The organism is Niallia sp. WK069_GA_01, from assembly GCF_983173855.1.
The window spans coordinates 4,240,256-4,255,120 of record NZ_OZ470138.1; the positions used below are offsets into that span (position 1 = coordinate 4,240,256).

The 14,865-nt window shown below is 35.1% G+C and carries 11 protein-coding genes, 1 tRNA gene and 1 riboswitch; of the genes, 4 read left to right on the plus strand and 8 right to left on the minus strand.

Annotated elements, in window-relative coordinates:
• Window positions 1–181: 181 nt before the first annotated feature.
• The 6 genes from yhbH to queG form a co-directional block, all read right to left on the minus strand.
• Entirely contained in the window at window positions 182–1,357 is a 1,176-nt protein-coding gene (gene yhbH, locus AC5LWL_RS19740) for a sporulation protein YhbH (RefSeq protein WP_493435912.1), read from the minus strand.
• A gap of 248 nt (window positions 1,358–1,605) precedes the next feature.
• Window positions 1,606–3,501 (minus strand): PrkA family serine protein kinase, encoded by a 1,896-nt coding sequence (locus AC5LWL_RS19745; protein ID WP_493435913.1) that lies wholly within the window; start codon window positions 3,499–3,501, stop codon window positions 1,606–1,608.
• A 550-nt stretch (window positions 3,502–4,051) separates the two neighbouring features.
• Complete coding sequence (gene nfsA, locus AC5LWL_RS19750; RefSeq protein WP_493435914.1) at window positions 4,052–4,801, minus strand: oxygen-insensitive NADPH nitroreductase; 750 nt, start codon at window positions 4,799–4,801, stop codon at window positions 4,052–4,054.
• 932 nt (window positions 4,802–5,733) lie between these two features.
• Entirely contained in the window at window positions 5,734–6,210 is a 477-nt protein-coding gene (gene trmL, locus AC5LWL_RS19755) for a tRNA (uridine(34)/cytosine(34)/5-carboxymethylaminomethyluridine(34)-2'-O)-methyltransferase TrmL (RefSeq protein WP_493435915.1), read from the minus strand.
• 91 nt (window positions 6,211–6,301) lie between these two features.
• Window positions 6,302–7,177, minus strand: a complete 876-nt coding sequence (locus AC5LWL_RS19760) for an amidase domain-containing protein (protein ID WP_493435916.1) — start codon at window positions 7,175–7,177, stop codon at window positions 6,302–6,304.
• 194 nt (window positions 7,178–7,371) lie between these two features.
• On the minus strand, window positions 7,372–8,526 hold the full coding sequence (gene queG / locus AC5LWL_RS19765) for a tRNA epoxyqueuosine(34) reductase QueG (protein ID WP_493435917.1): 1,155 nt from the start codon (window positions 8,524–8,526) through the stop codon (window positions 7,372–7,374).
• A 120-nt stretch (window positions 8,527–8,646) separates the two neighbouring features.
• Between queG and AC5LWL_RS19770 the strand changes: the two genes are divergently transcribed.
• Window positions 8,647–9,312 (plus strand): B3/B4 domain-containing protein, encoded by a 666-nt coding sequence (locus AC5LWL_RS19770; RefSeq protein ID WP_493435918.1) that lies wholly within the window; start codon window positions 8,647–8,649, stop codon window positions 9,310–9,312.
• 149 nt (window positions 9,313–9,461) lie between these two features.
• On the opposite strand, the gene AC5LWL_RS19775 is transcribed toward AC5LWL_RS19770, so the two are convergent.
• Window positions 9,462–9,535 (minus strand) — tRNA-Gly (locus AC5LWL_RS19775).
• 481 nt (window positions 9,536–10,016) lie between these two features.
• A riboswitch (SAM riboswitch) is annotated at window positions 10,017–10,126 on the plus strand.
• A gap of 104 nt (window positions 10,127–10,230) precedes the next feature.
• Between AC5LWL_RS19775 and AC5LWL_RS19780 the strand changes: the two genes are divergently transcribed.
• The 3 genes from AC5LWL_RS19780 to AC5LWL_RS19790 are packed head-to-tail and all read left to right on the plus strand — an operon-like array spanning window position 10,231 to window position 12,739.
• Window positions 10,231–11,049 (plus strand): MetQ/NlpA family ABC transporter substrate-binding protein, encoded by an 819-nt coding sequence (locus tag AC5LWL_RS19780; RefSeq protein ID WP_493435919.1) that lies wholly within the window; start codon window positions 10,231–10,233, stop codon window positions 11,047–11,049.
• Window positions 11,050–11,061: 12 nt separating this feature from the next.
• A complete protein-coding gene (locus AC5LWL_RS19785; RefSeq protein WP_493435920.1) occupies window positions 11,062–12,075 on the plus strand; it encodes a methionine ABC transporter ATP-binding protein in 1,014 nt (337 codons plus the stop codon).
• A gap of 1 nt (window position 12,076) precedes the next feature.
• The gene (locus AC5LWL_RS19790) at window positions 12,077–12,739 is read left to right on the plus strand and encodes a methionine ABC transporter permease (RefSeq protein WP_493435921.1); all 663 of its coding nucleotides are present in this window, start codon (window positions 12,077–12,079) and stop codon (window positions 12,737–12,739) included.
• Window positions 12,740–13,201: 462 nt separating this feature from the next.
• On the opposite strand, the gene AC5LWL_RS19795 is transcribed toward AC5LWL_RS19790, so the two are convergent.
• Window positions 13,202–14,686, minus strand: a complete 1,485-nt coding sequence (locus AC5LWL_RS19795) for an MFS transporter (RefSeq protein WP_493435922.1) — start codon at window positions 14,684–14,686, stop codon at window positions 13,202–13,204.
• Between the last annotated feature and the right edge of the window lie 179 nt (window positions 14,687–14,865).

Genomic DNA, 14,865 nt, shown 5'->3' on the forward strand with positions numbered 1-14,865 from the left:
TAAAAAACACCCCACTCCGAAGAGCAGGGATTATGTTACATTTTATATCTTTCTCGAATAAAAAAATTGATTTATTAATGAAATAATCCTGTGTTTAAAAGGTTTTTCTACTAATAAATCACACTGGTATTAATGTTAACAGCAAATTCTTATACGCTTTGAACTAAAATTAGAAAAGGTTTCATGCATACATCTGTCCCTCTTCTTCTTTCCGAAAAAAGCTCGTCATGGCGTTAAAGACATCGGATTTCTGTCTTAATAAATAATAGCGGAATTTTTCATCTTGAATATTTTTGTAGGCTGACATTAATGTACTGTGGCGGTTGTACTGGTTGACTTCTCCGTATCCAAACATATTCGATACTTTCATCAGCTCTTCGACAAGCTTTACACATCTTGCATTATCTGATGTTAAATTGTCGCCATCGGAAAAATGAAATGGATAGATATTAAAACGCCCTGGATCATATTTGCTGTCTATTAATTCAAGCGCTTTCCGGTATACGGATGAACAAATCGTTCCACCGCTTTCCCCTTTTGAAAAGAAGTCTTCCTCTGCTACTACTTTCGCCTCTGTATGATGGGCAATAAATTCAATTTCAACTGTTTCATATTTCGTTCTTAAGAATCTGGTCATCCAGAAAAAGAAGCTTCTCGCCATATACTTTTCCCATATTCCCATTGAGCCGCTCGTGTCCATCATTGCAAGAACAACTGCTTTTGATTCTGGTTTGATTACTTCATTCCAAGTTTTAAACTTTAGATCTTCGGGATAAATTGGATAAAAACCGGCTTTACCAGTCATCGCATTTCGTTTAAATGCAGACATCATTGTTCTTTTTTTATCAATATTCCCCATCAATCCTGTTTTACGAATATCATTAAATTCGATGTTTTCGACAACGATTTGATCTTGTTCTTTCTTTTTTAAATTCGGAAGCTCTAATTGTTTAAATAACGCTTCCTCTAATTCCATCAAGGAAACCTCTGCTTCAAAATAGTCTTCCCCAGGCTGATCCCCTGCACCTTGCCCTTTTCCTGGTCCTTTTTGTCCTCCCGATCCATCTCTTGCCACGACATCACCAACTTGGCTATCACCATTGCCTTGCCCAACATGTTTGTTTTTGTCATAGTTATATCGAATTTTATATTCATCTAATGACCGAATTGGAATTTTTACTACTTCTCTTCCATTTGACATCACAATATTTTCTTCCGTTATTAAATCTGGCAGATTATTGCGAATAGCCTCCTGCACTTTTTCTTGGTGACGTTGTTGGTCATCATGACCTTTTCGGTGGAGGGACCAATCTTCTTGGGAAATTACAAATTGATGATTATCCTCATGCTTCGTCAATACTTACCCCTCCTATAAACATTTTTTGAAATTTTATTGCACCTATTAGTCTTTCACCGCATACACTAATTCGGGTAACATCCATTTAAAAAAATAGTGATTACTCTATCTTATGCCATACAGAAAAAATATTTACTAATTATTTCGATAATTAATAATTCTTTTTGAAATAGACAAGTTCCTTTTTCTTATAAAAAGAGGGAAACGACATTCTTAGCTCGTTCCCCCTTCGTTCTATAGTTTAGACTTTATCGATTTAATAGACTTCCGACATAACGTAATAATTCATTGGCAGAAGTGGAATTATAGCCATGTTCATCAATAAGACGGGCGACTACTTCATTTACCTTTTTCAGCTGCTGCTCATCAGGTGTTTTTGTTGATGTTGTAATTTTCACGACATCTTTTAAATCAGCAAATAATTTCTTTTGGATGGCTTCACGAAGACGGTCATGGGAGTTATAATCAAATCTTTTTCCTTTTCGTGCATAAGCAGAAATTCGGATTAATATTTCTTCACGGAATGATTTTTTGGCATTTTCTGAAATGCCGATTTGTTCTTCAATAGAACGCATCAACTTTTCATCCGGATTTATCTCTTCACCTGTTAATGGATCACGAAGTTTATTTTTATTGCAATAAGCTTCCACATTATCTAAGTAATTATCCATTAGCGTTTTCGCACTTTCTTCATACGAATAAACAAATGCTTTTTGCACTTCCTTCTTCGCAATTTCATCATATTCTTTCCGAGCAAGAGAAATGCAGTTTAAATATTTATCCTTCAATTCGTTCGTAATGGAAGAATGCTGATCCAATCCATCCTTTAAGGAGCGAAGAACATCCAGTGCATTAATACTTGTAATATCTTTACGAATAATAGTAGATGAAATTCGGTTAATCACATAACGAGGATCTATTCCACTCATGCCTTCATCTGCGTATTCATTTTGCAGCTCTTTTACATCTGCTGAACTGAATCCTTCTACATTTTCCCCATCATAAAGGCGCATTTTCTTCACTAAATCAATATCACCTTTTTTCGGTTCTTTTAAGCGTGTTAGTATGGTAAAAATCGCCGCTACCTTTAATGTATGTGGCGCGATGTGAACATCTGAAACATCGCTTTCAAAAATCATTTTTTCATAAATTCTTTCTTCTTCCGTCACTTTTAAATTATAAGGAACAGGCATCACGATAATCCGAGAATGCAATGCTTCATTCTTTTTATTAGAAATAAAAGAGCGATACTCTGTTTCATTCGTATGGGCAACAATTAGTTCATCTGCCGAAATAAGAGCAAATCTTCCAGCTTTGAAATTTCCTTCTTGTGTTAGAGAAAGTAAATGCCAAAGGAATTTTTCATCACATTTCAGCATCTCTTGAAACTCCATCATTCCTCTATTTGCTTTATTTAACTCCCCGTCAAAACGATAGGCTCTTGGATCGGACTCGGATCCATATTCAGCAATCGTCGAGAAATCAATACTTCCAGTTAAATCTGCAATATCCTGAGATTTTGGATCAGATGGACTGAATGTTCCAATCCCAGTACGTTTATCTTCTGAGAAGAATATTCTTTCTACAAGCACATCTTCAATTCTTCCACCATATTCTTCTTGTAATCTCATTAAATTAAGTGGTGATAAGTTTCCTTCAATTCGAATTCCATATTCATCATAAAAATCTTTACGCAGATTATGTGGAATCATATGAAGAGGATCTTCGTGCATCGGGCAGCCTTTTATCGCATAAACTGCTCCTTTTTCTGTATAGGTATAAGCTTCTAATCCCCTTTTTAACATGGTTACAAGTGTTGATTTACCGCCACTGACTGGACCCATAAGAAGCAAGATACGTTTTCTGACATCTAGACGCTTTGCAGCAGGATGAAAATATTCTTCTACTAATCTTTCTAACGGTTCCTCTAGACCAAATAGCTGATCTGAGAAAAATTTATACATCTTTTTCCCGCCAACTTCATCGACACCTGCGTCATTAATCATATTGTATACTCGTGAATGCGCAGATTGAGCTACCCAAGGCTTCTCTTTTAAAATCTCCAAATACTCACCAAATGTCCCTTCCCATTTAAGCAACTCTTCTTCTTGTCTATACATCTCGATTTTCTTTAATATATTCATATGGACCTCCCCTGTCACATTATCAGAGACGATTAATATAATGTATGCACTACTGTGTACGAACATGCTGAAAAGAAAGAATAGTTTTTTCTATCACCCTGGGACGTTTAGAAAAATCCTTTCTAATAAAAAGCATCACTCCTTGGCAAAACGTTGCTAGTTTTTAAAGAAGATGGATAAGCCTTTGATTTAGCTTATGCGGCTGCTTTCTAGATTATTAGAGTTATTTTGAAATTTTTCGAAATTCCTATAATTACAGGTTCAGAAACAAATGAAATAATAGTACGAGCAATCAAGAGATTTTCAACTTCTCATCATTTCTATATAAATAAATTCAAGAATTTCCCCTTAATTTATGTGCTGATACACTTCAATTACCTTAATTTTCTTTAGGGAAGGTCTTACTTGTTAAGAGTGGGATAAAGAATTGAGTTTTTTGTCTTTAGGAGAGATACTTTGAAATGAAATTATTATAGAAAATGACTTTTTTCATCATGGAGTAATCTTTGGAAATAAAAAAAAAGCAGGGGTTCTCATTCCCCTGCTTTTCTTAACGCAAATTCATCTTCTTGCTTTTCACAAATTCATTCATGTATAAGCGGGATTTTCCTTCTAACATGTTTGCCATTTGTGCTGTCCATGTATCACTTCTTGTATTCCCGGTTCTTTCTTTGTAATAAGCAGAAATTACTTCATTATAGTCTGCAAGTTCTTTTTTATAGACACTAGCATCTTGCTCATACTCATTTTCATGATAAATATGGTTAAATGGCACTCTTGGTTTTTTTTCAGTCTGTTGATCTGGATAACCAACAACAAGTCCAAATAATGGGATAATATATTCCGGTGTTTTTAACTCATTGCACACTTCTGAAAGATTGTTGCGCAATCCTCCAATATAGCAGATGCCCATCCCCATAGATTCTGCTGCAATGCTGGCATTTTGAGCTGCTAGTGCCGCATCAATAACACTAACCATAAATTTCTCCGTTGTCTGAAGGGATGCTGAAACATTTTTCCCTTCCATTTCTGCAGCAACCTGATGGCGATATAAGTCTGCACAAAAGATAAATAAATGACCGTTGTTTTCTACATAGGATTGATTGCCTGCAAGTTCTGCAAGGTGTTTCTTTTTTTCTTTATCTGTCACGCCAATAATGCTGTATGCTTGAATAAAGCTTGAAGTAGATGCACTTTGCGCTGCTGCTACTATTTGCTTAATTTGATCTTTCGTTAATTCTTTGCTTGTGAATTTACGAACAGATCGATGTTCTAGCATGGTTTTTATTACTTCGTTCATCTTTTCCACTCCTTTTTATTCAAGGGGTTCCGCTCTCTCAATGAGTCCGCAGCCGGAATACACTTCGCTTTCCATAGGGGTTCACCTGACTCACATTTTCACGGTAGTCTTCGTGTATTCCACACCTGCTCCCTGCTTCAAACTTAAACCATAAAACAATAGGGAGAATTTGTTTGATTGGTTGTCTATCCATATTATAGTCAAAAAGGCAGAATATTTTTAGTAATTTGCTTTGTAACTGTTACTATGTTTTTCAAATGATGCTTATTCACTCCAAAAGAAAAAAGTTAATCAGAAAAGCGCAAGCGTCTTGTTTAGCTCTGAAGAAAAATGTTCACATGACTATTTATGCTTTCATACCTTTTAAAAGAGAAGCTGGGACATAAGTATTCCAGCCGAAGATAAACCCGAACCATGATATGAAGATGTAAAAAATATTTCGTATCATGGTTCGGGTTTTTTATTTATGTAAAAAAGAAGGTTTGTGGTAATCACCCGCAGCCTGCATACACTTCGCTTTCCGTGGGGCTCGCGCTGAGCCGCTTCGGCCTGCAGGGGTCTCAGCTGTCTCGCTAATCCCACAGGAGTCTACGTATATGCAGGCTGCTCCATTTTCCAATCTATTTTATTTTTTTCTTGGTAAAAGAATTAGGTTTTAGAAAATAGTCTTTAAAACGAAGTGGAATGGAGCGGAAGAGACACTCGACTCCTGCGGGAATTAGAGGAAAGCGAGTGTCTGTAGCACAATGGACAACACAGTTTTTCTACTGAACTATATTAAAAAACATAAATAACCAATATAGGAAAGTAACCATTTACGTGCTAAATTAGAAAATGTTCGTCTTTACCTATTATCTATTTAGTTATGTCTCAGCCTCTTAAAAAAAACCATCCAAAGATTGGATGGTTTAGTATGCAGTCGAAAAGACCAGTTATTTCAATAACTCCCGATAATCCTGCTGGCGCAATGCCTCATATACAAGGATTGCCGCCGTATTAGAAAGGTTTAGAGACCGAACATTATCGTTCATAGGAATACGCAATGCACGTTCCATATTCGCCTTCCTAATTTCTTCAGGCAGCCCCGTTGTTTCTCTTCCGAAAATAAAATAATAATCTTTGTTTTTGTCACTGTAATCAAAAGAAGAATATGTTTTCTTTCCGAATTTTGTTAAAAAGAAGAATTCTCCACCTTTATTTTCTGTGAAAAAATCCTCGATTGAATCATGATAATGAATATTTACGAATTCCCAATAATCAAGGCCTGCACGTTTTAACATTTTATCATCTGTAGAAAATCCTAAAGGACGAATTAAATGAAGAATAGTATCTGTTGCTGCACATGTTCGTGCAATATTTCCTGTATTTGATGGAATTTGTGGTTGATATAGTACAATATGTATTGCCAAAACTTTCGTCACCTCTATATAAAATACATTTCAGTGATTATTATACACTTTGTTTACAAAAAACAATAATCTAATACGTGAAAACTATTCCTTATCCATCAACAATAGTAAAAAACTTATACTTCATATTTGGTGTATACGCAGTAGAATCTTCATAAGCCCAATACCTATTTCTACTATTATAAGTATGAGCATTAACAAGTGGTTCACCGTTCTCATCTTTCCCAGTTACGATAGTTGTATGATCATACTTTCCATCTCCTTGAAAATCGTAGCAAATAACATCTCCTAACAATAAATCTGTAGCTTTTGATACTTGCTTTGCTCTTAGACCTTTTGTAGAAGTAGCTAAATATTTAGGAAATGCGTTTGCCACAGACCAGCTGTAGCTCCAATTATTATTTTGCATCCACCAGCCGTTATTTCTGTTAGGATATCCTCTCATTGGTGCTCCCCCTGCACGCACACATTGTGAAATATAATTAGTACAATCCACTTCAAATGTTTTGTATGCTGGGTTATAGCTGTTCCACCATTTTTCAGCATATTGAACGGCCTTTAAGCGATTATACGTATAACCTCTGCCCATTTCATCAGAAAATTTTTCTTCTGTATCCTCTAGAAAACACTCATCTTCTGCTGGAAAAGAAATAGGCAATTCCTTATCTTCAATAAGTACCCCTTTGTAGAACACCGCTTTTCTTTTTTCTATTTCTTCTTCTAAATAAAAAAACTCCTGTTGTTTAATAAAATATTGCAAATGTGCTTCATAATTCACTTCTGCTGTTTCATTCCATTTATCCACCGATAGTATATTGCCTTTTGCCCTTACTTTTACGATTTCAGCTTTTCTTTTTTGAAATAAATTCTTTTTTCTTTCCATTTTATCTTCTAACAACGGACTTCTTTTCGATGAAACATATTGCTGCATTCGCTTCTCTAATAATTCTAGTAGCTGCTGTTTCATGTCATCCTCTCCCTGCATTGTGCTACTTTTTTTGATCAAGCAACATTTCCTCTTATTATAGGTATGTAGAAGCAGTGATTTTCTGTACAAAAAAAAGAAGGATAGCTTATCCTTCTTAGGCTGTTGAAAATTATAGCAGTAAGATTCAAAGTTAGTTATCAAACAAACAGTCTTTTGAAAAAAGCTTCTTTCATTTACAATTTGTCTGTTGTTTCTATTGATGAAAGCCTCTCTAACGCATCTGTTATTTCGGTTTGGACTTCTTCATCCGATTCCTTTATCAAACTATTATTTAATGCCTCTTTCGCAGCTTCTCCACCAATTTTCCCCAACGCCCAAGCTGCTGTCCCTCTTAATACAGGTCTTGGATCTTTATTCATTACATCAATAATATCATCCACAGCACCCTCTTCTTTAAAATGTGCAAGTGCTATAAGTGCATTCCGTTGTATTGGTTTCTTCCCACGCCAAGAACCTGATATATATCCGTATTTTTCTTTAAATTCTTTGTTGCTGATCTTTAGTAAAGGTAGAAGCAAAGGCTTCGCAATTTCTGGATCTGGCTCCATTTCTTCGTGATTATGAAAATCCATGCCTTTATTTTTTGGACAAACAGTTTGACATGTATCACAACCATATAATCTATTCCCTATTTTTTCTCTAAATTCTTCTGATAAGAAACCCTTCGTCTGGGTTTGAAATGCAATACAGCGTTGAGCATTTAATTGCCCTCCTTGTATTAATGCACCAGTTGGACAAACTTCCACACATTTATTACAAGTTCCGCATTGATCTTCCATTGGCGTATCAGGTGTTATCGGAAGATTGGTAATCATTTCTCCCAAGTAAACATAGGAACCAAATTCTGGTGTAATAATGGCACAGTTTTTCCCCGACCAGCCGATTCCAGCCCTTTGCGCAACTGCTCGGTCTACTAGTTCACCCGTATCTACCATTGATTTACATCTTGCATCCGGTACTTTTTCGAGAATATACTTTTCTAACTTTTGCAATCTGTCTCGCAGCACAACATGATAATCCGTTCCCCATGAAGCCCTGCAGAAGATCCCTCTTCTTGCTCCTTTTTTACTTGTCACTCTTTCCTTCATTTTCGAAGGATATGCTAAAGCAATCGAAATGATTGATTTTGGTTTATCCAATAAAAGGGAGGGATTTACACGTTTTTCAATGTCCTTTTCTTCAAAACCAGACTGGTAATTTAATTCTTGCTGCTGAATTAATCTTATTTTCATTTCTTCAAATGTGCTAGCATTCGTAAAACCAATTTTATCAATTCCAATTGTTTTACTATATTGGATAATATCCTGCTTTAACTGATGATAATTCATAGGTTTCCCTCCTTAAATATTGGATTTCAAAATCATATAAGATAAACTATTACATAAATAACAACGCCATGCAGCATAGCCTAAGTTGGTATGGAATTATAATGATTGGAGGTTTATATAGTGGAGCTTTCTATTCAAAAAGAACTAAAAAGCATTATTCCTGATTTAAAAATTGGATTTATTACATATAAAAACATAGAGGTGATCCCTTCGCCGCAAATGATAAAAGGCAGGCTTCAGTTATTTCAAGAAGCGATCTATTTTGATTTAGAAGATGCTAATGTGAATGATATTCCTTCCATTAAAGAGTGGCGTCAAATTTTTAAAGCAGCAGGAAAAGATCCAAATAGGTATCGTCACTCAGCAGAAGCCTTATTTAGACGCATAAAAAAGCAGAATTATCTGCAGCCGATTAATAGCAGTATTGACCTTAACAACTTCTTTTCTCTTCAATTTGGCGTGCCAATCGGTATTTATGATTGTGCCAATCTTGCCGGCAATTTAAACATGCGCATTGGGAAAAGTGATGAACAATACACTGGATTAAACGGAAGAAGTAATTCACTGGAAGATCTGATCATCAGTGAAGATTCACTTGGTCCATTCGGCAGCCCTTTTGTGGATTCTATTCGAACTCCAGTTACATTCAATACACATAATGCTGTACAAATCATTTATTTACAGCCTTCTACCAAAATGAAAACAGCCAATAAAATGATTGAGTCACTAATGAACATGTTTGTCCAAATTCATGGTGGAGAAAGCAGCTTTAAAATAATTACATAATGTATTCTTCTTTTTCTGCTCATATAGAGCAGAAAGGGATTGTAAGAATATAAACTACCTTGAATGATTCTAACATAATTTACTGCACAATAAAAAACGCAATGCTTCGTTCTTTTTGAACCGAAACACTGCGTTGTGACCATTATGTATGGAGCGGGTGATGGGAATCGAACCCACGACATCAGCTTGGAAGGCTGAGGTTTTACCATTAAACTACACCCGCATATTTAATTTTTTTAATGTTTTTTTAACACGTTTTTAATTATATATCGATTATTTAAAAAAAGCAACTATATTTCGACATTTTTTTCTTTTTGATTACAAAGTTCTTCAAATTTATACGATGGATCGATAAATGGATTCCGTAAACCCCAAACTTTCTTCTATTAAAGGTTCGCATTCCATCTCGTCTTTTTGATATAACGAGTCGTTTTACTCTTCTTTTTTTTGTTTGATAATTATCTTATTAAAAATAATTAATCTTATTCCATCTTCTTTTAACAATTTTCTTATTTTTCTATAATTTATCCAGTCAATGTTTTCCCTTTTTTTTCGGTAAATATAGGAAAAATAAAATTACAAAACGGCCTTCCACTCAATAGGGACCCTATATTTCACCAATCATTCTGAAAAAAAAGAATTGACTTTTTATTATAAGCAATATATATTTTAACTAATCGTTTAACTTAAACTTTATAGAATAATTCTTATCCAGAGTGGCGGAGGGAAAGGCCCTGTGAAGCCCGGCAACCAAATTAATTCTTAATTCAGGTGCTAATTCCGACAAAACTAATAGGTTTTGTTAAGATAAGGGAAGATACTACATTAAGTACCACTTCTCTTATTAGGGAAGTGGTTTTTCGTATAAGTTTAAGCAGAACTACACATAGGTTAATTATAAATAAGGGGGAAATAAAGTTGAAAAAATCATTTGCACTATTTGCAGTATTATTATCATTAGTTCTTGCATTGGCAGCCTGCGGAAAAGATAAAGATGAATCTGCAGCACTTAATACGAAAGAAGTATTAGTTGGAGTTACTGGTGGTCCACATGAACAAGTTATGGAAAAGGTTGCAGAAATAGCGAAAAAAGATGGACTTGAAATTAAACTAAAAGTTTTCAATGATTACAATACACCAAATACTGCATTAGCTGATGGAGACCTTGATATCAACAGCTATCAAACAAAACAATTTTTAGATGCACAAAAAGCGGATAAAGGCTATAAAATTGGCGAGGCATTTAAAACATTAACTTTCCCAATGGGGATTTATTCTAAATCTGTAAAAAATCTTGATGATATTAAAAAAGGCGATAAAATTGCTGTTCCAAACGATCCAAGTAACGAGTATCGTGCTTTAAAACTTTTTGAAGAAGCTGGTTTAATTAAATTAAAAGAAGGCACTGGAGAAAAAGCAACAAAAAGAGATGTTGTTGAAAATAAATTAAATTTAGAAATTCTTGAGTTAGATTCTGCACAGCTTCCTTCCCAATTAGGAGAAGTTGCAGCTGCTGCAATCAACACGAACTTCGCTATGGGTGCTGGATTAACAATTAAAAAGGATGCAATTTTCCATGAAGAGGCAGAAAACAATCCTTATTCCAACTATTTAGTAGTACGCAATGCTAATAAAAATGATGAAGTAGTAAAAAAAATACAAGAGTATTACCAAAATGACGAAGTAAAACAGTTTATTGAAGAAACATTTAACGGATCAATTGTTCCTAGCTGGTAAGGAGGTTCTAGCATGATAAGTCTACAACATGTGTCAAAAACATTTAGTGTTGGAAAGAAAAAAGTGGAAGCATTAAAAGATGTTTCCCTTACTATCCAAAAGGGTGAAATTGTTGGAGTTATTGGATACAGTGGTGCAGGAAAAAGTACCCTAATCCGTTGCGTAAATTTATTGGAAAAGCCTACAACTGGAAAGGTTCTTATTAATGATGTAGATATCACATCCCTTAAGAAAAAGGACTTGCAAAAGGTACGTCAAAAAATTGGAATGATTTTCCAGGGTTATAACCTTTTAAAAACAGCAACTGTTTATGAGAATATTACGATTCCTCTAAAACTTGAAGGTGTGCCAAAAGAAGAAATAAAAAAACGAGCAGATAAATATTTGCATATTGTCGGTTTAGAAGATAAGCATCATGTATATCCTGGACAATTGTCTGGTGGCCAAAAACAAAGAGTGGCTATAGCACGAGCCCTCTCCCATGAGCCGGAGATTTTATTAAGTGATGAAGCAACAAGTGCACTTGATCCAAATACAACAGAATCGATTCTTGATTTATTACTTCAAGTAAATAAAGAACTGGGCATCACTATCTTTTTAATCACCCATGAATTAGATGTAATCCAACGCATATGTGATCGTGTAGCAGTCATGCAAAATGGCGAAATTGTCGAAGAAGGAAAAGTTCTTACGATATTCTCCAATCCTAAACATTTACGAACAAAACAATTTGTATATGGTGAAGCTGGAATTAAAGTTCCCGATCATTTGGTTGGAACTTTGCCAAAAAGCGGAAAAATTGTTTCATTAACCTTTATTGGCGAATCTTCAAAAGATCCCTTTTTAGCTTTAATCTCTAAACAGTTCAACGTACTGCCAAGTATTCTTGCTGGTGGTATTGACCAATTAAAAGATCAATCTGTTGGAAAGTTGATTGTTCACATTGATGGCGAAGAATCTGAAGTCGAAAAATCCATTCACTTCCTTACCGAGAAAAATATATTAGTAGAAGAGGTGAATCAATAATATGGCTACATTTTGGACAGATTGGGGAGAAGTAATTCAAGAAGCGTTTTGGCAAACAGTGCAAATGACAAGCATCTCTCTTTTGATCTCAATTATTATTGGTTTGCCTTTAGGTGTTTTGCTTGTGCTGACTCGTAAAGGCGGCCAAGCAGAAAATATTGTTTTTTACACGATAATGAATACTTTAATAAATGTTATTCGTTCGATTCCATTTATTATTTTATTATTTTTTATTCTTCCATTTACAAAGCTTGTTGCGGGAACAACCATTGGTGTAGAAGGTGTTATCGTACCACTTGTTGTCTATACGGCACCGTATATTGCTAGGTTAATGGAATCTTCTATCCTTGGAGTAGATCGTGGTGTTATTGAGGCTTATCAATCAATGGGGATCTCTACATTCAAAATTATTTGGAGTGTATTAATCAGAGAGGCCCGTTCTTCTATTGTTTTAGGTCTTACCATTGCAACGATTGGCTTAATTGGTGCAACTGCAATGGCTGGTTTGGTTGGGGCTGGCGGCTTAGGTGATGTTGCTTATCAATACGGTCATTTACGTTTTGAGCCAACTGTAATGTATACCACTATTCTTATTCTTGTGATAATCGTGCAATCTATTCAATCATTTGGAAATGTGCTAGCACGTAAATTGAATAAAGATTAATAAAAAAATTCAACCCCGAAGAAAAATGTTCTCCTGCCTCCAAAAGTGTTTTTAACTTTTAGAGGCAGGAGTTTATACTCACTGGGGCTAGACGCTGGTCGGCTAAATACACGTAAAAGATACATAAATAAAAAGGATGCTCATATGGGCATCCTTTTATTTATGTATCTTTTATTATTTGGCTACCCTGAAAAAAAGTTCTGCAAGAATCGAGTGTCTTCTGCTCTATTCCCCTTCGTTTTCAAGGCTTTTCTAAAACCTAATTCTTTTACCAAGAAAAAATAAAATAGATTGGAAAATGGAGCAACCTGCATACACGTAGACTCCAGTGAGATTAGCGAGACAGCTTCGGCTGGAATACTTATATCCCAGCTTTTTTGTGCTTTTATTCTCGTATTTCTGTTATGGTTTGCTTTTTTCCTTAGTGGATTACGATTGTAGCGGCAAGTTCTTTTTTTATTATTATTTTATAAATATATTTTTTTGTTCTTTTATTCCATAAATTACAATGAACGTAATAATGACTCCAAGCAGTGCTACATAACTATTAACTGCAGCTGAAACTCCAATTGCTTGAGATAAAAAACCTAAACCAATTACGGGAATACTAACTCCTAAGTACGTAAAAACAAAGAATGTAGAAATGATGTTCCCTTTTATGTGATTTGGTGCTACTTCATTTAGTAAAGCAAGGCTTCCAGCATATGCAGGACCATTTCCTGCACCTATTAGAACAGCGGACAACAGCAATAAAATTAATGATTTGGTGCTTAGTGTAACCACGAGCAAAATAAGTCCAAGTACCATTAAAATATAGCCAATGCTGATCATTGTTTTTAAAGATAGCTGTTTTACAAGTATTTGATTGGCTGCAGCTGCAATAAGACCTAATGCAACCACTAATCCTGATATTGTTAAACTATGCACGCTCGTAAAGCTTGATAAATTGGAAGGAATTATGGACATAAACATGCTGATAATAGACCACGCTAAGAAAGATGTTCCCGTCGCTAATAAAAATGGCTTCATAATTGATTTTGGTACATATGGTTTTTTGAGCTGAACCGGCCGTAAGCCAGGGCGAACATTTTCATTTAAGAAGAATAATCCAGCAAAACATGGGAGAATAAAAAGTAGATGTACATAATATGACAATCTTATTGGAAATGGCGCGTAATCTCCTAACACACCTGATAAAATAGGTCCGATTGCATTTCCTAATGTTACAGCTAGAGCACAAATTAATGCCGTTTTCTTTTTATTTCTTTTCTCATCGAGCTCCGTAAGCGCCGCAACAGCAACTCCATTTAAAACGCCAACGGATAAGCCTTGAAATAATCTTCCTATAAGAAGCATTCCTACACCATTTGCCAGTGTAAAACAGGCTGTGCCGATAATAGCAAAGAAAATACCTGGAATAAGTACTTTCTTTCTGCCTATTTGATCTGATAATTGACCAGCTATAATAATTGCGGGAATTACAGTAAATGCATAAAAAGCAAAAACTAATGTGATCATCCCTGAAGAAAGAGCCCATTCTTGACGATACAGCGTATAGAGAGATGCTGGTATATTGGTTCCAAAGAGCGTAAGAAACAAGCTGCAGGCAACAAGCCAAAAAGATACCTTTCTACTTAAAGTTTTCTTCTCTCGTAGTTCTTGAATAGCATCTGCTTTAAGGAGTAGCTTTTGCTGAAAGGCAGATCGCTGAACAGCGGTTGTATCTATCTCCATAACTTCCATCAACCCCTGCAGACCGACGACAAGATTTTGCACTTGCCCCTCCTCTGCACAGCTTGCTATTCGTATTCTTGATATTTCTTCTTTTTTATATTTTTTTGTAGTGATCTGTTCGATATTTATTTCATGCGCAACAAACAAATTAGAAATTCGCGCTAATACTCCCGGCCCATCTTTCACTAGCATCGAGATACGATAAACTGACATGAAGAGCTCCACTCCCTTTTTTAGACAAAAAAGTACTTATATACATTGTAAAATTGAATAATTATAAAGTCTATACATTTGTAAGAAAATATAACATGAAAAATAACTTTTTTTATTTCCAGTTTAAAAACCTGATAAAATAAACATTTGTCCAAAAGACTTTTTATCAATAAATGAGT

Bases quoted from the DNA above. Each gene is read 5' to 3' on its own strand.
- AC5LWL_RS19745 (WP_493435913.1), bottom strand. From the start codon at position 3,501: ATGAATATATTAAAGAAAATCGAGATGTATAGACAAGAAGAAGAGTTG.
- nfsA (WP_493435914.1), bottom strand. From the start codon at position 4,801: ATGAACGAAGTAATAAAAACCATGCTAGAACATCGATCTGTTCGTAAA.
- AC5LWL_RS19760 (WP_493435916.1), bottom strand. From the start codon at position 7,177: ATGAAACAGCAGCTACTAGAATTATTAGAGAAGCGAATGCAGCAATAT.
- queG (WP_493435917.1), bottom strand. From the start codon at position 8,526: ATGAATTATCATCAGTTAAAGCAGGATATTATCCAATATAGTAAAACA.
- AC5LWL_RS19785 (WP_493435920.1), top strand. From the start codon at position 11,062: ATGATAAGTCTACAACATGTGTCAAAAACATTTAGTGTTGGAAAGAAA.
- AC5LWL_RS19790 (WP_493435921.1), top strand. From the start codon at position 12,077: ATGGCTACATTTTGGACAGATTGGGGAGAAGTAATTCAAGAAGCGTTT.
- AC5LWL_RS19795 (WP_493435922.1), bottom strand. From the start codon at position 14,686: ATGTCAGTTTATCGTATCTCGATGCTAGTGAAAGATGGGCCGGGAGTA.